Annotated in this window: 15 protein-coding genes and 1 pseudogene; 2 read left to right on the top strand and 14 right to left on the bottom strand. The window is 66.2% G+C overall.

Annotated features, from left to right (window positions below):
* Positions 1–202: 202 nt before the first annotated feature.
* Positions 203–730: pseudogene (locus PZB75_RS12975) on the bottom strand (carbohydrate binding domain-containing protein); the annotation flags it as partial.
* Between the two features lie 1,367 nt (positions 731–2,097).
* Here PZB75_RS12975 and PZB75_RS12980 point away from each other — a divergent pair.
* The gene (locus PZB75_RS12980) at positions 2,098–4,101 is read left to right on the top strand and encodes a DUF87 domain-containing protein (protein WP_275535458.1); all 2,004 of its coding nucleotides are present in this window, start codon (positions 2,098–2,100) and stop codon (positions 4,099–4,101) included.
* A gap of 42 nt (positions 4,102–4,143) precedes the next feature.
* Positions 4,144–5,514 carry a hypothetical protein gene (locus tag PZB75_RS12985; RefSeq protein WP_275535459.1) on the top strand — a complete coding sequence of 457 codons (1,371 nt, stop codon included), beginning with the start codon at positions 4,144–4,146 and terminating at the stop codon, positions 5,512–5,514.
* Between the two features lie 1,400 nt (positions 5,515–6,914).
* Here the strand turns inward: PZB75_RS12985 and PZB75_RS12990 are convergent.
* From PZB75_RS12990 to PZB75_RS13055, 13 genes are all read right to left on the bottom strand, one after another.
* Positions 6,915–7,709 (bottom strand): aminoglycoside phosphotransferase, encoded by a 795-nt coding sequence (locus PZB75_RS12990; protein ID WP_275538692.1) that lies wholly within the window; start codon positions 7,707–7,709, stop codon positions 6,915–6,917.
* A 116-nt stretch (positions 7,710–7,825) separates the two neighbouring features.
* Entirely contained in the window at positions 7,826–8,038 is a 213-nt protein-coding gene (locus PZB75_RS12995; RefSeq protein WP_275535460.1) for a hypothetical protein, read from the bottom strand.
* Positions 8,035–9,195 carry a radical SAM protein gene (locus PZB75_RS13000; protein WP_275535461.1) on the bottom strand — a complete coding sequence of 387 codons (1,161 nt, stop codon included), beginning with the start codon at positions 9,193–9,195 and terminating at the stop codon, positions 8,035–8,037. The genes PZB75_RS12995 and PZB75_RS13000 overlap by 4 nt, the downstream gene beginning before the upstream one ends.
* Before the next feature lie 455 nt (positions 9,196–9,650).
* On the bottom strand, positions 9,651–9,866 hold the full coding sequence (locus PZB75_RS13010) for a hypothetical protein (RefSeq protein WP_275535463.1): 216 nt from the start codon (positions 9,864–9,866) through the stop codon (positions 9,651–9,653).
* A gap of 72 nt (positions 9,867–9,938) precedes the next feature.
* Positions 9,939–10,148, bottom strand: coding sequence for a hypothetical protein (locus tag PZB75_RS13015; protein WP_275535464.1), 210 nt, complete (start codon positions 10,146–10,148; stop codon positions 9,939–9,941).
* Entirely contained in the window at positions 10,148–10,588 is a 441-nt protein-coding gene (locus PZB75_RS13020) for a hypothetical protein (RefSeq protein ID WP_275535465.1), read from the bottom strand. Before PZB75_RS13020 ends, PZB75_RS13015 begins: the two co-directional genes overlap by 1 nt.
* A gap of 181 nt (positions 10,589–10,769) precedes the next feature.
* Positions 10,770–11,972: a helix-turn-helix transcriptional regulator gene (locus PZB75_RS13025; RefSeq protein ID WP_275535466.1), complete on the bottom strand. Its 1,203-nt coding sequence runs from the start codon at positions 11,970–11,972 to the stop codon at positions 10,770–10,772.
* A gap of 103 nt (positions 11,973–12,075) precedes the next feature.
* On the bottom strand, positions 12,076–12,744 hold the full coding sequence (locus PZB75_RS13030) for an HAD-IA family hydrolase (protein ID WP_275535467.1): 669 nt from the start codon (positions 12,742–12,744) through the stop codon (positions 12,076–12,078).
* Between the two features lie 188 nt (positions 12,745–12,932).
* Positions 12,933–13,415, bottom strand: a complete 483-nt coding sequence (locus PZB75_RS13035; RefSeq protein ID WP_275535468.1) for a DUF4265 domain-containing protein — start codon at positions 13,413–13,415, stop codon at positions 12,933–12,935.
* Positions 13,416–13,458: 43 nt separating this feature from the next.
* Positions 13,459–15,177, bottom strand: coding sequence for a mobilization protein (locus tag PZB75_RS13040; RefSeq protein ID WP_275535469.1), 1,719 nt, complete (start codon positions 15,175–15,177; stop codon positions 13,459–13,461).
* Positions 15,178–15,181: 4 nt separating this feature from the next.
* Positions 15,182–15,733, bottom strand: a complete 552-nt coding sequence (locus PZB75_RS13045; protein ID WP_275535470.1) for a MobC family plasmid mobilization relaxosome protein — start codon at positions 15,731–15,733, stop codon at positions 15,182–15,184.
* Positions 15,734–16,076: 343 nt separating this feature from the next.
* Entirely contained in the window at positions 16,077–16,886 is an 810-nt protein-coding gene (locus PZB75_RS13050) for a DUF2637 domain-containing protein (RefSeq protein WP_275535471.1), read from the bottom strand.
* Between the two features lie 454 nt (positions 16,887–17,340).
* Positions 17,341–18,600, bottom strand: coding sequence for a DUF3631 domain-containing protein (locus PZB75_RS13055; RefSeq protein WP_275535472.1), 1,260 nt, complete (start codon positions 18,598–18,600; stop codon positions 17,341–17,343).
* Positions 18,601–18,619 lie beyond the last annotated feature (19 nt).

Consider the following 18,619-nt stretch of genomic DNA (forward strand, 5'->3'; position numbering starts at 1 on the left):
TCGGCTTGGGCTTCGTGGCACAGGTGGCGTCGCCCGGCGGGTCGGTGGGCGGCGGGGTGGTGGGCGGAGGAGTCGTGGGCGGCGGCGTGGTCGGCGGAGGGGTCGTGGGCGGCGGGGTGGTCGGCGGGGGCGTCGTGCCACCGGGACCGGTGAGCGACACGTCGTCCGCGAAGTACGCGGGCGTCCCGTACCAGCCGTGCAGGTAGACCGTCACCGATGTGGTGTTCGCACCGGTGGTGAAGCCGACGCTCAGCTCGCTGTACGACGAGGAGCTGGGCGTCCAGGTCTGCGGCTCGCTGGTGGCACCGGTGCCGCTGGCGCCGAGGTAGACGTAACTGCCCTGGACGAAGGCACTCAGCGTGTACTTCGAGTTGGGCTGCACGCTGACCGTCTGGGTGCACTGAGCGTTGCCCAGGCCGGACGGCGTGGCCTTCAGCGCGGACGAGCCGGAGTGCGCCGGGCTGCTGACGACCGCGCCGGAACCATCGGCACAGGACCAGCCGGAAAGCCCGCTCTCGAAGCCGGAGTTGGCCACCAGGTTGGTGCCGGCGGCGTCGGCCGAGCCGGAACCGACCAGGGTGACGCAGGCGCCGATGACGGCGGCGGCGCTCACCCCGGCGAGCGTACGGGTCAGGACGGTCGAGCTGCGCCGCGTCCGGACGGCGGCCGAATGCCCGTCATCCGCCTCGGGCAGAGTACGAATTCTCCGACGGAACATGCTGTGCTCCATTCTCGCCACGTGCCGTGGGCGTGAGTGTGCGTGAGGGGGGCGTGGACGCACGGCCCCGGATGCAGCAGGAGAGATGCGGTGCGGCGATCGACGGGATCGTAGGAGGCGTGACTGGGCCCGTCAATAGGTCTGGACCAAAGGCGAACGACTGCCGGGTGTTCCAGTTGCCGGAACGTGACAGACCGGGGCGCCGCCCGGCGAATCGCTTGAACGCGAGCCCGGTCGGGTGTGAGGGTGCGGCCTGTACGGCGGCACGTCATGCCGTCCGGGTGGGAGGTGAGACAACTCCGCGGCCCACAGGACGCGGCCGTCCCCATTGGGACGGTCCGTGACCCCCAGTCGTACGCGTCGGCACCCAGCGCGGAGGCCGGCGACTCATGCAGGGGCCCGGTACTCGGTCCACGACCGCGACGGTGAACGCGTCGGCATCCACCTGTGCCGTCGTCTCGACCTGAACCCTGCCTCCGGGGCGGATGCCGTACTCGACCAGAACGCCGATCACCCTGGCCAGCCGCTCGAACTGCTCGGTCGGCACTCCGCCCCTCGACGCCGACAGGTGTTCGGTCACCGCGGTCCGGATGCCGTGCGGGCTCTCCGGTTGCCGTCGGCTGTCGCGCCCGGCAGCGGCCGGCTCAACCCGCTCCACGACGACTGAGCAGCGCCTCTCGGCCCACCATGGGGGCGGCCCCTGGACCATGCCAGGGGCCGTCCCCCCTGTCGTCCGCAGTGAACGCCATCAGGCTGCCAAGGTGTGATCCCCGACTGTGGCGTCCGAGGCGCCACAGTCCCCACGGTCCACCTGCGGACGCTCCAAGCCGAGCGGCTTCAAAAGTGCACACCGCCACACGCCAGTCCACCGGTTGTCCACCGGCGGCGATCATGACGTCCACCAAGAGGCGTCCAGCCGCCCCGCATCGATCTTGACAAGCACAAAACCCCAGGTCACGACGAGTGAGTCCTGGGGTTTTGCAGAGCCCCCTGTCGGATTCGAACCGACGACCTACGCATTACAAGGGCCGCCAAGATCATCCCTGGTGGTGCTGGGCAGTGCCTGTGGATCCCGTTTCCCCAGGTAGGAGACCTGAACCGCTCGCTACGCGTACCACCCGATCCATCCGGTGCCGTCCCGTCCGCTCACGCAGCGCTCACGCACCAAACTGATGCCGACCGCCGGCCTCGCAGCCCCGGGGGGCCTGCACTCACTCCCTGAGCAAGATCGATCCCACTCGATACCTGAGTAGCCGTCAACCTCATTGATACGGCACACTTTTGTCAGTGGCTCCGTGTAGCGTCCGAGTGACTCTGGACCACAGGCACACCGCGGCCACGCCTTGTCTTGCGTGACCGGTAGAGGGGGGCAAGGCGCGTTGAGCATCACTGAAGGACTCTCACAGTCGGTCGAACTCAAGAAGCCGTTGACTGCACTAGTCAACAGGGGTTGCGTCCCGGTCGGCGGCGTCTATCGCCTCGACTACGACTCGGCCGTGGTGTTGACCGATGACTTCAAAAAAGAGAAGGCCGGCGGGGTTCCCAGGGGCGGCTTCCTCCTAGCCGTCGCAGGCGATAACACGACTTCTGGATTCATACTCGAAGACCAGGAAGTCATCTTGCTCCGAGTCCGAGGCACTGCGCCGCTGCCGAATGAGTCGGAGCTGATTCAAACTCGTCTTGCAGTCGTCCGCGATGCTGGCGCGTCAGGGGTCGGATACGACGACGTCACGGATGTACTAACACGCAACGAACTCCAGCAGTCAGCTTTCGACTGCGAGGTTTTGGGAACATTTTATACTGAGACAGATTCCCGCGACGCCCCCATCGAATATGGGGCAGACATTGATAACGTGGTCGTTTCTGCTCGCTACCAGGTATTCCTCCCATCAACTGAGGTGTTGTCGTGGCTGGCCTCCTACCCCGAGCCTGCCGACAAGAAGGACGCTCTCGCAATCGGCAAGGTCCGATTCGCCGCCACGCGACGCAAAGCCCTAATTTCCGGAACCGACCAGGCCCAGGTTCACATTAATGTGGCTGACTTCATCGGTCGAAAAACTTCCGTTTTCGGAATGACTCGCACCGGAAAATCAAACACAATCAAGACTCTGGTTACAGCAGTCCACCAGTACGGCTCGGAACACGGCCGTTCCATCGGTCAGCTCATTTTTGATCCACAGGGTGAATACGCCAACGTAAATAAGCAGGACCACACCGGTCTACGCCTACTCGGCGACGACTCAAGCACTGTGCGGATCTACAAGGTAGAACCCAGCGCTGCGGACAGCCGGGAACAGCCCCTACGCATCAATTTTTATGACCGTGAGGTACTCGAAGCCGCCTGGAGTCTGGTCAGCGAAGCCACCGCTCCAGTAAATACCAACTACGGAAAGAGCTTCCGGTCAGCGGTCCTGGATGAACCCGATCAAAATGATCGCAGCGGGCACGCCCGCTGGGGGTGGGCTACAGTCGCCTTTTACGGCCTTCTAGCTAAATGTGGTTTTGCGGCGCCCAATTTGCCGCAGGCTCTGATCATCCCCGCACCATCAGGCCCGATGACGGACTTCATGTCCTCCCACCCAAATGCGGTTGCACAAGCAGGCCGAGCGGGGAGCTACCGCGTCCTCAGTCCTGCGGGAGCGCTGGCACTTGCCGAATGGGTTGGTGAGCGAGAAAGCGACTTTCCCAAGTGGCACGACACCAAGGATTGCCATTTCGCTGCCATCTGGAACGTCTACAAGTACACGGGTGTGACTTCATCTATTCACACTATTCGCCCATTCCACGGTCCTGAGTCGGCGGGGGACGTCGGCGAGCACCTGTGGAATGACATGCAGGCAGGTCGACTTGCCATCGTCGACCTGTCAAGCGGAAATGACAAGGTCGTGAAGGTCATGTCCGAACGCATCGTCACTCACCTCTTGAACCGTGCAAGCGAGCGGTTCCGTGCCGACCATGATCCGGTAGACATGCAGATCATCGTCGAAGAGGCGCACAACCTCTTCGAGCGCGGTGGACGCGACGTGGCCGAAGACCCCTGGGTACGCCTATCGAAAGAAGCAGCAAAGTACCGGATGGGACTGATCTACGCAACACAAGAAGTCACTTCCGTGGACAAGCGAATGCTCTCAAATACATCGAATTGGTTGATCGCTCACCTCAATTCTGATCACGAAACTCGCGAGCTGGCGCACTACTATGATTTCAAGGTATGGACTCCAAGCATCATCCGCGCAGAGGATGTCGGTTTTGTGCGGATGAAAACCTATTCAGGAAAGTACATTGTCCCGGTGCAGATTTCCAAATTCGATCACTCGATGGTCAATAAGGCCCGAATCGCCGCTGGACTAACTGGTGTTGATATCGCGAATGAAGGCGAGTAAGTCGTGCCTTACGAAGGGGAAAAGGCTTCCAGGCTAGGCCACGTGGACACGGTGAGGAATGAAGCAGTTCGGGCTGCCCTTCAACGCTGGTCCATCACTAGCGCTCGCCCCGATAGCGAAAAGGGAGTCATCGAACTGTGCTCGCCTCTTGAGGATCTGCCGCTCTCTGGCAAACTTGAGGAGGTCGACTTCTCAATCACAGTCGATGGATCCGACACCGAGGTCGAGGCCACTCGAAATCATCCGACGGTCAAGGTCGGCTATCTGAGAGTTGCCGGATCGGTAGTGCGACTCGACGCCTTTCGTAACCTTGCGCGAGTGAAGCACATCGATCCACGCGAGGTCCGTAACTCGCACTCTGAATATGCTTTCGACGTGGCCCTCCCTGGATCGCAGCTAACTCGTCCGGGAATGACTGGTGTAGAGACCTGGCGCGCAGAACTCGAAGACTTTCTCTACAGTTCCCGTTTCGACTCCAACACCGAGATGACCCTCACCGATGCGCTCCTCGCGCTGCACGGCACTCGTGGCAAACCTGCAAGCGAAATTAGCCTGCGAGTCTGCCCCGGATGTGGCCTGAAGGCGACCAACACCTTCACCCTTACCGTTACTAAAGAGGGTGGGGCGTGCCGTTCGTGTAATACTCGCCTCTATCTCGCGGACGCCTTGCGGACACACGAAGAATACAATGCCGAAGGATCAAACTTCACTCCCCTTGGGCGCGTTATGACTGCGGCCGAACGGCTAATGTCTGTATGTTACTTGAACTTCTTTGCTGATACCGCGCCTGAAGTTCTTCGACACACTCTCTTCATTACTGATGGGCCGCTGGCAATGTTCGGTCCCCTTGCTCCGCTCAAGCGGAGGTTTGAGGAACACCTTGGCGACCTTGCAGCCTGGTGCACCAAGCGGAACCTCGTCGCCCCTCTAATCGTCGGGATCGAGAAATCTGGCGCGTTCGTTGAGCACGCAGAGCTGATCAAGGATATTATCCCGCTGGGTCACGTGATGCGGCTAACAAACACTTACATCAATAGAATCTCCGGGCGCCCTGAAGGTAATCACTATGGCGTGGATGAGTTCTACGGACGCCGCTTCATCTACCGGACTCGTACAGGCGATCCTCTGGTAATTACAGTCCCTCCAAAGGCGGGCTTCTCGCCTTACGATGGCGGCCCGGAAGTCGAGGGCTGGGACGCGTATCCGACACTTCGACTGATATGCGAGATTCTGGACTCGCTTAGGACCCGGATGTATCAGCATGCCGTTGTACCCATCGCCCTTGCCCACTCGGCGGCCGCACTGCCACTCGGCGTGGGGCGGTCCGTCTTGACGATGATGGCCCAGCAGAACATCCCAGGTCTGAAACTTGACCTCCAAGCGGTGCAGCCACCCACATACTTCAAGAACTAGACTCGATCATGTTCCGGATCACTACAGCCATCCGGCAAGATAGAGCGGTGACCTCAGTGACCTCGTCGGCGACGGCTATCAGCGCAAGCACCGCTGCTCGGATTGTCCATCCAATCGGCGCCGGCAAGGCGATCCACCCTCAGGCTCGCCCTCTGCCCCAACAGCTTGAGCCCATCTCTCACGCGCTCTCCCACGGCCGATACCAGTCACCATTGCGATACCCAGGGGCGAAGTCGTCACTCTCACCCGTGATCGCACGCGTGATAACTTCCGCAAAGCAGTCGCGGGAGGTCCCTGAAGTCAATCTTCTGGTGGAGCCATTTGCCGGTGGCGCGTCGGCATCACTTCGTGCTATTGGCGAAGGAATTACAGATCGCATCCTACTCGCAGACGCCGACCCTCTAGTCACATCATTCTGGCAAGCCGCTGCCGATGATACCGAGCAGCTTATCGACCGAATGTACGACGAGTGGCAACGGTACGTTCGCGATGGTGGCGCGTCTGCTGTGGAGCGATGGGATTACTGGCGCGCATGGGCACCTGGACCTGAGATGAGTCCACGCGATCTCCGGATAAGCGTGGCGATGCAGTGCCTGTTCCTTAATAGGACCACTTTTTCGGGGATCTTGCATGGAAAGGCAGGTCCCATTGGAGGTCGCGCGCAGGCCAGTAACTACCCGATCGGATGCCGCTGGAACCCGGATTCGCTTGCGGAGAGAATCAGGTACGTCGGCCACCTGTATTCCATCGGACGCCTAGTGGACGTGTGGTGCAAGGACTGGCGACAAACACTTGAAGATGTGCCTGAACAGTACCCACAGCTACTCCCCTCCCGCGTAGTTGCCTACCTCGATCCTCCATATATCGAGAAGTCTTCACTTCTATATCGAACGTCGTTTGATCCTCGTGGTGGATACGGGGGAAACGGGCGCGCTTCGGACTCCCGACCCGGCATTGACTCACTCCACCTAGACCTAGCCGGATATCTGCGAACAAAAGCGCAGTTCCGATGGCTACTCAGCTACGATAATTACCCCATGCTTATGCAAAGCAAGTGGCTCTATGGTCAATCCAGGATGGCGCCTTCAGATGTCGAACGCGAGACTCTCGGAGTACGTCGGTGGCGAATTAGCAAACGGTTGGTTGCGACACGCTACTCGGCGGGTGGGCGTTCAGGAAAGAGATCCGCTGAGGAATTGCTAATCACTACGCTCCCCCCAGCGACTGTGCCAGTAGATGATCAATTGCGCTTGCCGTAGACGGCTGCATCAACCTGAGAGAGGCACCTCGCTCTTCCGAGTCGCTGGGGACCACGGTACGGAGGTGGTGGCTGGAGCCTGATGCTCTGGGCAGCAGCGTTGCGGCCGGCAGGAACCATGGACCAGGACGCTCCGTACCCCTCAGGCAAGGGCGTGCGCGAGAGCCCTTGCCTGTTTTGCCATGTTTCGTTTCCACGGTGCCCCGGCCTCTTCAGAGATCTCCCTCCACAATGCTGCCGTGGCAGATCCGAACGCCGCCAGCGCATCCCGATCGGCTCCCCGCCAAGACGGGAATCGCTCTGCGAAGGCCACCGCCGCCTCCACCGTGTGCCCAGCGGCCATGAGCCGCAGCGCCAGCGCCCCCGGGTCGATCCAGGCCGCGCCCCGCGTCGGCCATGCCCAGTCGACGAGCCGGGCCCGCTCACCGACGATCAGGACGTTCTCCGGGGCGAAGTCGGTGTGCAGCAGCGCGTCGCCGCCGAAGTGGTGGGACGTCCCCGGCGGGGCATATTCCGCCCACCGATCCACAGCATTCTTGATCTCGATGTCGGGCGGGGCCGTGACCCCTTGCAGTTCTGTGAGCGCGGCTTCCACGAGCGACAGGTCGGGCGAACCGGGCGCGTAGTCGGCGTGACGGCCGTGGACGACCTCGTATCCCAGGAGGCTCCAGCCGTCGAGTTCCAGGTGCCAGTGCAGGCGAGGGCAGGATGCCGGCAGGTGCGGGGCGATGGCCGCCTCGCGGCGTTGCGCGCCGACCTGCGGGTGGTCGGCCGGGATGCCCTTCACGAAAACACTGCCGCTCTCGGTCTCTAGGACGGAGGCGATGCCGGAGTTCATGCCGCCCTGCACGGTCCGCGCCGCGTGAACGCGGCCTGTCTTGTCGACGACGGCCTGCCGTACGTCGGCGGGGAGCTGTTCGAAGGGGATGCGGGACATGGACACGCGCGGTTCCTCAGGTGCTCGGGTAAAGAGAGTGCCGCCTCGACGAGGGTACGGCCGAGGCGGCACTCAGAGGGCGCGACGGGCGCCACTGAGGTCCGCCCGCGGTGCGTCTAGTAAGGCTGGTCGTCGCCGGCCGAGCAGCTGCACTCGGCGCCTTCGGCGGCCTCGTCCAGGTCGGCGATGATCTGGATCTCGTCGTCCTTGATCGGTGCGGCGGTCAGTGGCACCGGCAGGACTCCGGTGAGGCCGGCGGCTGGCCGCCGTCCGATGGTGAGCAGCACCGGTTCACGCGGCGGGGCGAGGATTGCGGTGGAAGGGGTCATGTTCCGTAGCCTCCATGCTGGCAGTAGAGCTCTCGTCGGTCCCCCGCCTCCTGGTAGAGCTTGGCCAGCGGTCGGCACGTGCGACACGTGCCAACCTTCGTGCAGCCGGAGCATCCACCGGTGCGGAGCTGTAGGGACTCGGCAAACGCGCCGAGTCGAGGGAGGGCTTCGACGCCCTCAGTAATGAGGTTGACGCTCGGGTCGCGGCCGACCTTGCAGATCGACGCGATGCCGTGCGGGTTGACGTGGAAGAACGTGTGGCCCGCGTTGCAGCCGCTGAAGACGCTGCGGGCGGTGAGGTGGCTCTCCGCCTGCGTGGCCAGCGGGTTCGCCTCGCCGTCGATCGTCGGCGACATGTTCGTGAAAACCTGGCTGGGGAACCCGTACGACTCCGCGAGGCGCACCATCGCGTCGATCTCGTGCGCGTTGTCGTCAGAGACGATCACATTCAGCCGGACCGGCAGCCAGTCCTCGCGGGCGGCGTCCAGGCCCTGGATGAACCGGCCGAACGCTCCGCGGTTCCGCGTCACCTTGTCGTACGTCTCGGCGGTCGCGCCGTAGACGCTCAGGGTCAGCCGGTAGGGCCTGTGGCGGGCGAAAAGGTCCCGGATCGGGCGCTTGCGCAGCGAGGAGCCGTTCGAGGAGACCTGCACCATCATTCCGAGCTGGTGGGCATACTCGTAGGCCGCACCGAACTCCCTGTCGATCAGGGCCTCGCCGCCGGTGATCTGCAGCCACAGGACCCCGGCGTCCCTTAGCGTCCGAAGCAGCGTCTGCTTGCCCGCCCAGTCCAGACCCTCGAACCGCTTCTCGCCGAGGTAGCAGAACTCGCAGTCGTAGTCACAGCCGAGATTGATCTCCCACGACGCCTTGCCATACCCGTACCGGGACCGATCGCGGACCAGGACGACGTCACCGAGCGGCGCCTCGGGCAGCTCAGCGCCCCATGCCTTCTTCGCCGCGCTGGCCAGCCAGGCCGGGGCGGACCGGCCTTCCGTACTGGCGGTCCACAGCTCCTCGTAACGGACTTCCGGAATGCGTACACCAGCCGCCCGGCCGGGCTGGACGAGCAGGTACTGGGCGAGGAACGGGCTGGCCACGAGCCTCGGAACCGGTCCGCTCCTCGGTTCCTGGGCACGGGTGCTCACTGCAGTCATGGGACCTCCACGGGTTAGGTGTGCAGGGTCGGGCGCGGTGGACATGGACACGGCCAGCGCTCCCCCGGCTGGTCGGCCTCTTCGTCCATCGCAGGTCAGGGCGTGATCCGTACGGTCGAAGCGGTCACGCCGACACGAAGCCGCAGGAGGCGGACACCAGCCCGATGAGCAGCGGTCCGGTGTAGCGGGCGAGCCTGGCGACCTGGGCGGCGACGCGGCCGGTCACGGTTTCCACCACGCCCTCCACGGGCGAGTGATGACCTCCCGGTACGTGTGGTGCGTCGGATTGCGCCCGCCGTGCGCAAACACCCAGTTCTGCGAGGCCGTGAATTCGGTGCCCGTGGGCGAGATATCTCCGCACACTGCGCACTGCATTGCGTAACTGGTCGGCTCGGCGTCCGGCTCCCGGTCGGGCTGCAGCGTCCACTGCTGGTGCCGGACGACCGCGCGCGGACTCATCGGCCGGCCTTCTCTGTCATGCGCGATGCGCGGAGCGGTGTATGGCGCGCAACGCCGATGGATCCGAAGCCAGCCGGCTTGGCGAAGTGGGCCAGCAGCACGGTGTGGGCGAGGGCGAGATCGCTCGTGAGGGCGCACAGCGCCCGGGCAGCGATCATCGCCAGGCCGAGCGAGAGGTGGTTCTGGGCAGTGCGCAGGCCGGACGGGTACACCGGGGTCCTCCTTCCGTTGAGGGGGTGGGCATGCCTACTGATCACTCGGTTCGACGAGCAGGGTGCGCTCGGTCACCAGAGGCCGTGTTCTTCGCCGAGGCGGGAGGCGCGGCTCTTCACGACGCGGAGGGAGTCGGGTTCGGCTGTGTCCCACTGGGCCGTCATCGGTCCCTGTCTCGGGCGCAGGACCCAGGTCGAGTTCTGCCTGATGTCGGTCACGATCGCCTGCCGGCCTTCGGCGTCCTCGATGATGTCGCCGACCTCGGCCCGCCTCGCGCTCACTACGACGCCTCTGGCGCGAGGTGTCCGTACGAGAGTCGTCGGGCGGCTCCCTCGAAGAGGGTGGGGCGGTGTTCGGGCTGGCCCGGGGTGCGGTGTCGTGGCCCGGGAGTCGCTTCCACGAGAAAGCCACCCCGGTCCCTGACGAGAACGCCGAGGGCGGCGAACTGCGCAGCGTCGAGCGCCACGTGGGAGATGGTCGCCACGACGACACCGCGCACGAGACCGGACGACAGAGCGCCCGTCATGGCCTGCCAGCCAAGGCGAGACCCCAGGGGCGCACTCGGGTCGTGGTCTGTCCACGCGCCGGCCACGTGCCAATGGCGGGCATCGGCGTAGTGGCGGGCACGGCGCTCGGCCTCGCGTACGGCATGAGTGGAGCTGGCGCAGGAGTAGACGGCTACCGGCACATGTCCGACGCCGCCAAGCGGAGTGTTCGGCATGCTCCAAGCGTGCTGCTGGGGCTCCGTACGGAACAGGCACGCCCCGTGGCTGTGGATCGGACCGTATGGACGGGTGCCGCCACGTCACGTAACGGCCGTGACTCTCGGTGGGGCGGTCCAGCGCCACGAAACGTGGCGGTAGTTATGCCTCCTGTCGCCCCGCTGCTACGGGTCGTGGCAGTCAGCGGACGCCCAGGGGTACTCCCGCTGCATGGGCCAGTCCACGCAGGCGACCCACGGACACACCGGCCAGGCGGGAGATGATCACGCCGGGCAGCATCTGGTGCTGCACCCAGCCGGGCGCCATGCCGCACACGGCTTCGAGGGTGTCGGCGGCCTGGTCCCAGCGGCGGCATTCCACATGAGTCAGGGCCACATCGAGGCCGTACCGGGCCCGGGTGGCGAGAGGGACGGTGTCGTCGAGCTTGACGGTGTCCATGAGGCGCAGTGCTCCAGCGATGTCGCCGAGGGCAACGGCGATGCTCATGGCCTGGGTGGCGGCGTAGAGGGGACCGTAGGGCTGCGCGTGCCCTCCACGGGCGTGTTCGGAGCCGAGCCGTGCACCGACGGCGTGAGCCTGAGAAAGGTACTCGCGGGCGGTCTCGGCGGAGGAGCCGCCTCGGGAAGCCGCCACGGCTGCATTGGTGACGAGCTGGCCGTAGACCGCCAGCCGATCCGGGTCGTGTTCCGACATCTTCGGCTCGATCCGGTCCGCCTGGGTGGCGGCGAGCGAGAACCCCTGCGCGGTCCGACCGTCACGGAGGTTGACCCATGCGGTGGTGGCGGCGAGGTGCGCGTCACGAAGGTCGTCGCCCGCCTGTACGGCGATCTGTCGGCCGTAGGTGAGCGCCGCGTAGGCGAGGTCACGTGAGCCCCAGACGTTCGCGGCCATCGCGGCGGTCTGGAAGACGTCGGCCAGAACGCCGGCGGCTGCCGTCTTCTCGTCGGTGTTCGATGCGTCGTACCGTGCGCGGGCCTCGGGCAGCAGCGCGCCGAGCAGAACCCCCAGTTCGGTGTACCGACCCGCCCAGTAGGCGGCGTCGGCGTCTTGTAGAACTGCCCGGAGCTCGTCGACCGTCCCCGGTTCGGCCTCGGCCGGGATCCCGAGGGCGGCGTCGTGGGTGGCTCCGGACAGGGACCGCAGGGCCGCTCGCTCGTCGCGGTCCATAGAGCGACGAGGCGCCTGCTGTCCGAAGAGCACAGCGATGTCGGTGCCGAGGGCGGAAGCGATGGAGAGCAGTGAAGGAAGAGAGGCGGTGCCGCCGCGTTCCAGCTTCCTTACGACGCCGACCGACACCTCTGCGGCCTCGGCCAACTGCTCCTGCGTCATGCCGTTGCGGAGCGCCTTGAGTCTCTCGGCGGTGGTGTACTCCGACCATTGCATGAGAGCCACTTCCCTTTCTGGTCCGCCAGGAGTTGACCGTACCCATGGCGAAGGGAGGGCCAACACCCCTTCTCCGGAAGGGGACCCGTTGGTGTGGCTGGAATCAGCTCTGCACGGCGAGGGTCGCCGTCACGCCGAGCAGGCGCTCCAGCTCGGCGACTGCGGAGTCCTCATCCTTCGCGAGGACGGTGGTGATCCCGAGAGCTTCTGCGGGTGGAAGGTTCACGGGGTGGTCGTCGACGAACACGCACGCCGTTCCGGGGAGACCGAGACGGTCCAAGGTGAGTTGGTAGATCGCAGGGTCTGGCTTCGCCATGCCGACCACTTCGGAGATGACGTGTACGTCGAAGAGGTCCCAGATGCCGACGTGCTCGTACGGGTTGAAGGGGTCCAGGCCGAAGCTGTTGGACAGGAGGGCGAGCCGGTAGCCCGCTTCCTTGGCCGCGCGGGCAAGGGCTGCCATGCGAGGTGCCGCCGGCACCTTGGACCAGGCGCGGCCCATCAGGTTCACCGGGTCGACGTTCGTACCGAGCAGTGCTGCAGTCTGCGCGTTCCACTCGACCTGGCCGAGCTGACCGATCTCCAGCGCCGCATAGAGGCGTCGTCCTTCGGCGGTGTCGTTGAGGGTGGCGCGCCACGCCTCCGCGTGCAGGCCCTCCTCCTCGGCCCAGAGGCGGTGGGTCGGCCGGGGATCGGCAGTCAGCACTCCGGCGAAGTCCAGGATGAGCCCGCGCGGGGCTGTGGGCTCGGGGGTACCGGCGGGCATCGGCATGGTTGCGAGCGTCCTCTCCGTCGACCTCATGGAAACGCTACCCCGCACTGAGGCCGGGAAGGATTCTCCAGCGACCGCAGATCACGAAGGACATCATCGAACCGATCGAGATGGGCCACGAGGGGCCGTCAGAACCTGGCAGAGGACACAATCGGCTTGCCCACGCCGAGGGCCCAACTCCTGCTGTTTCAGACGGCATTTTCCCAAGCGGAGGTGACACACCCTTCCTCCCAGTGCCACCACTCCTTTGCAGCGCCGTGCTCCAGAAGCTTTCGGATCTTCGGCAGGTCCGCCTCCGGGGGGACATCCAGAGCCACCATGCGGAAGCGTTCGATGCCTTCGCCGGTCGTGCCAAGGCGGTGGAAGGTCTCCAGCACGGTCTGCCGGGCAGCAGCTGAGCCCTCGTCCTTCAGCACGATCAACCGAATCGTGCAGTTCTGCGACGGCTGGATCGTCTCCCGGGCATAGAGGGCACCATCGTCCTCAACCTCCACTCTGATGATGTCCCCGCTGGCGACTCCTCGTACGAACCACGGTGTGTTATCGAGCCGTACCGTGCCGTTCCCGAGCTTCACCGCCCAGAGACTCTCGATGCTCGCCGGAGGCCAGCCGTCCTCGTCCACTTCCATTCTGAAGTGGACCTTCACGTGGTCGTCACTGATGTCCGTCACGGCACCATCCTCCACACCGTATGCAGCGCCCTGGATCCAGGTGTCACCGTCGTGGCCGGTTAGGCATACGCGCGGGCGTGGTCGGCGGGTGCGCGACGAAGGGCTGCTGGCCGGCTCCCCGTGCAGCGGCGCTACGAAGCCTGGCCGCTTCAGCTCGCCGGTTGGGAGCGGGGTTACGGGCGGTGTGCTGGATGCGGGTAATCAGGACGCGGGCCGGTTGGCGGGCGGTGGTCAGTTCACGTTGGCCCGCGGCTTCCTGGAGGAGTTGGTGGGGTTCGTGGCCGCTGGCTTCGGCGTCGGCCAGGACGGTGGCGAGGGCGGGCCAGCCCGGGTCGGTAAGGATCCGCGCAGCGTGCTCTGGAACGGCTGCGCGTACGTCGTTGGCAAGAGTGCTTCGGGTCCCTTCACCAGGGCGCCGGGCTTCGAGTGCGGTGAGCGTCGGAGCGAGCGCGGCGTCGGCTGCCGACTGGAGGTGCTGGACGGCTTGGCGGGCAGCGTCGGCCTGGTGGGCGTGGCCCTTGGCCTCGTGCCAGCGTGCGGCAAGGATGGCGGCCCAGAGGAGTGCGGCGGTCAGCGCTGCGAGGGCGCTGCCGTCGGGACCGGTGGCGGTGTGCGCGATGTCGCGGGCCGCGGTCCGCAGGGCGTGGGCGGCACGGTCCTCGGCCCGCACCTGTGACCGCTGCGCCCGGGCGAATGCCGCACTGGCTGCACGCAGTTGAGCACGGTGGTCGGCGGGCGCTGCCTGGGCGGTGGCTTCGATCAGGTCGCCCAGAGCGCTGATGTTCGCCTGTGTCCGTGCGTCCTCGCCGGCGCTCGTGGTGGCGGTCTCTGGGCGAAGGGTGTCGAGGGCTTCGGTGGCCTGATGCCAAGGGGTGGCGGGTCGGTTGCGGCGGGCTGTGGGGTGTTCCTCCGGTGCGCTGGTTTTCAGGCGGGCCCTCAGTTTGGGCAGAGTGAGGTCGGGGGCGATCTTCCCGCCTGGGTGGTAGATCTGCTCGCCGTCCTTGTTCAGGTCGCCGGGCCTGCCGACGGCGTAGCCGAGGAGGTCTCCGGAGGGGCCTCGGCGGGGCTTGACCAGGATGTCGTCGGCTTCGAGGTAGGCGAGGAGTTCCTCTGCGCTGGTGGCGTGAGGGATGGCGGCGCGGATGCGGTCCTGGAGCCACTGGCGGCTCGTCTGCTCCCAGCCGAGGCGTTCGGCCTTGTGCATCTCGGCCTGGGTGGGCCGGCGCTCGGCGGTGCGGTCGCCCTTCTTCAGGCGGCGCAGCCCGTAGTCCTTCTCTATACGGCGGCATTCGTCGCCGACGCGGATACCGCTGTCGTGGAGTTTGGGGCGGCGGCCGTCTTCTCGGACGGTGGTGGCGAGGATGTGGATGTGGTCGTCGGCGTGGCGTACGGCAATCCATCGGCAGGCCAGGTCGTCGCCGTCAGGGGCGATGCCCGCTGCGGACACGATGCGCTGCGCGATGTCGGCCCACTCGGTGTCGGAGAGATGGCGGTCTTCGGGTGCGGCGCGGACGGGGCAGTGCCAGACGTGGTCGGTGACGGGCTTGCCGAACTCGCTGTTCCGCAGGCGAACAGGCTCGTCAAGGTGGCGGCCGAGTTCGGTGAGGTTGGCGTTCTCGTTGCGTCCGGGGTCGGGCATGCCGAGCATCGCGAATCCGGTCACCAAGTGCGGGTCGAGATGTTCGTCGTGGCGACCGGGGCCGTAAAGGTAGGCGAGCAGTCCGCGGGTGTTGGATCCGGTCGGTTTGATGGCGGCGATCATCCGTTCAGACCTCCGTCGGGTCAGTGGGCCGGCGCAGGACTTCGGCGATCAGGGTCAGCAGGTGGTGGAGTTCGTCGAGGCGCTGGCGGATGTCGGGCGGGGTGAGATCGCTGTTGAGTGCGCGGGCGATCTGGTTGACGTTGACGCCGATGCGGTTGAGCTGGCGCAGGACCTGGGCGCGGAACATGTGGGTGCGGCGACGGTCCTCGGACAGGGGAAGGTTCGCGGTGAACCGGCCGGTGATGAACGCGAGGACGATGTCGGCGGCGAAGCCGGATTCCCCCTTGTAGCCGTGCTCGGCGACGGCCTCCTGGAGGGCGGCGTGCTCGTCGGCGGTGAAGCGCAGCGGTCCGACGCGGACGGTTCGCTTGGTGCCGGTGAAGCGGCGTATCGCCGGCTGGACGCTCTGCACATCGCGCTCGCCGGCCATCGGCTCGGCGGTGGGCGTGGGGTGGAGGATCTGCTGCTGGACGGTACGGAGCTCGTCCTGGTCGGGGCCGCCCTCGGCCACGGCCTCATGGTCCGGCGCCCCCTGGCGCTGGGCCGTCTCCGCCACCCCTGGGGCGGAGACTCCCGAAGACCGGCCATGAGTCGGACTCGGGGTACTACTGGCTCCGCCAGGAGCCGCCCGTCCGAACGCCTTCCGCAGACGCCCTATCAGCGTAGGGGACTTCACCAGCGCCGACGGATCGTCCGGTGTGGTCTGGTGATGGTGCGGGTCGTGCGTCATGGGTGGTGCTCCGGAAGAGTTGCGGGATGGCATGCGGGGCGGGGGATGACCAGTGCGGCCTGGGTGGTCACCGTCTTGTCCACAGGTGTGGATACGTGGGCCGTATGCGGGTCGGTGGCTGACCGGCCGGGTGACCGGAAGGGTTCCGGCCACCCGGTAGCGGGATTCGTCAGTCGCTGCGCGAACCGGCGTTGGCGGTGGTTGTCCGTTCGGCGCGGAGGATGCCCGTCACCTCGGTCAGCCGCTCGCTGCCGATCGTCAGGTCCCGGTCTTCCACTGCCTTGCGGACAACGGCCCGGGTGAGTTTGCCCTGGTCGGCGGCGGCAGTCCGGCCGATCGCTACGAGTTCTGCGAGCGGGGCGCCGGGCGGGCGGCCGCCGCGCGCCTTGCTCGTCGGATCCGCGGAGAGGGGTTGCGGTGAGCGGGCCGATACGGCGACGTGGGGCTCTGTGTGTGCGTCGACGCTGGAGGACTCGGTCAGTGGCCCGGCGTGCTGGCCAGTGGCGCGGGCCGATGATCCCGGTGCTTGTACGGAATTGGGCGTCGGCTGACTGCCGGGGGGTTCGACGAGTTCGTGGATTTGCCGCATCAGCACGGCGAAGGCCACCATCGCGGCACCGGGAGGCACCGCGGCGACCACGTAGTCGAGGAGCGGAACCGTGCCGGCGGTGCGCGTTCCAGTGACCCCCGCGACATTCAGCGCGATGGAGCCGACCGATCCGATGGCGGTCACGCCGATGGCCCATGTGTCGGTGACGTGGCGCAGGCCCGCGCGGAGCATGAGCAGTTCGCCCGCGATGATGAAGGCGTCCAGGGTGGCGGGCCAGGCCCAGCGGCGGATGGGCGAGCTGCCGAGGCCGTGGTGGCCGGCGATGTCGGCCAGGTGCGCGTAGGACAGCCAGAATGCGCCGCCGGTCAGGGCGATGATGACGATGCCTGCCGCGCCGAGCGCGAACCTTTCCACGGCGTGCGCGGTCATCGACGGTTTCTTCTCACCGGGCCGGTTGTCCGGCTTTTGACGGCACAGCCATGAGCGGAGGCGGGAAATGGTGCTCAAGCTGGGTACTCCCTGGGGTAGTGGTGTGGTGCGTCTTGGGCGTCTTGGCCGTTGCATGCGCAGGTCAGTGCGGGTACGGCAGTGGTCGCCAGGTGCCGTCTTGGCGGGCGGCACCAGCGTCTTCGGGGTCAGCTCTGCCGGGCCTGGGACGCAGGTGCTGCGTCTTCCGTCTTGGATCGTGCGGCTGTGACCTGCGGTGATACGGCACGGACGGCGGAGACGGCACAAGACGGATCTGGCGCTGCGTTCGGCTTGGGCAGCGCGCGATTCTTGATCGCGTTGCCGTCTTGAGCCCCGGATGCCGTCTTGTCCGCATCCTGTCTGACCTGCGGGATTACGGCAGGGACGGCAAGGACGGCAACCGGGGGAAGGGGGTTCAGCCCTCGCTGGGGCCCGCGTCGAGGGGATGGACGGCGGGGCAGTAGCGCCGCCAGGGGTCGAGGAACTTGTTGCGCATGTAGCCCTTGCGCTGCGTTCCGTCGGCGATGCGGACGTTGCCGGACTTGATGTCGTACGCGCGCAGCATCCTGCTGAGCTCCCGCGCGTCCAGTCCGCTGCGGCCCCACTCCGCCCACGGGCTTTCTACGTCCTGGCGCAGGAGGTAGAGGATTTCCTCGGTGGTGAGGCTGTCGGGGTCGCCCCGGCCCGCGAAGAGGCGGCGGATGTCGGCGAGGATGCGCGCCCCGCTGGGCTGGTCCTCCTCGGCCGCCGCTTCTGCGGCGACCATCCGCGCGCACGCGATGCGCGCACGGCGAGGCCAGCTGCCGCCCGCGAGGTCCGCGATGATCACCAGGGGCTCCCAGGTGTCGGCTGCCCGGTCCTCCACCGGCATCTCCGGCTCCAGGGTTGCCGCCTCGTCCAGCAGTGGCCCGGCCCACGCGGCGATCCGCTCGCGCAGGTCGTGCAGGGCCGGGGTGTCGCGGCGGGAGCGGAAGGGCTTGACGCGTTCGCCCTCGGCCCTGCGGCGCATGCGGATCACGATCGCCCTGTCCATGATCGTGTCGGGCAGGTCACCGATCCCCGCGATCGCCGCCATCGCGAAGGTCGCGAACTTGTGCGGGGTGTGGTCGTTGCCGACCACCCGGGTCACATACCGGCCCTGCTGATGCCCGGCATTGAGCAGGCCGCGCATCTCCTCGTTCTTCTCCGCGACCTTCGGGCTGCCGAAGATCGTGTCCGCCTCATCCACCAGCAGGGTGGGCGGGTTGTCCTCGGTGATGGACCGGAAGATCGCCGCCGGTGTGGTGTTGATGGTGAGCATCGGCTCGTGCACCGTCTCGACCAGCACGTCCAGCAGCCGTGACTTGCCGCACCGCTTGGCCGGGCCGACCACCGCCAGGCGCGGGGCGTGCTGCCACGCCCGCTGCAGATGCGTGGCCACCGCCCACAGCGTGACCGCGTCCAGCGCCTCCGGCGAGGGCAGGATCACGAACTGCGTTATCTGGGCACGTAGTTCGTCCAGCAGGCCGGAGCCGTCCGTCGGCTCTGCGTCGGGTATCGCCTCCAGCTCGCTCGATGCGGCTACCTCGTCAGGCTCCTCGTCGCGGAGATGCCCGTCGGGCTGGCCGGGGATCGCTGCTGTCGGCCAGGGAGCCTTGGCAGGTGCGGAATGGGGCTCAGGTGTGGCAGGTTGCATAGGATGGCTCCTCTTCCGG

The sequence above is a fragment of the Streptomyces sp. AM 4-1-1 genome (assembly GCF_029167625.1).
Taxonomy (GTDB): domain Bacteria; phylum Actinomycetota; class Actinomycetes; order Streptomycetales; family Streptomycetaceae; genus Streptomyces.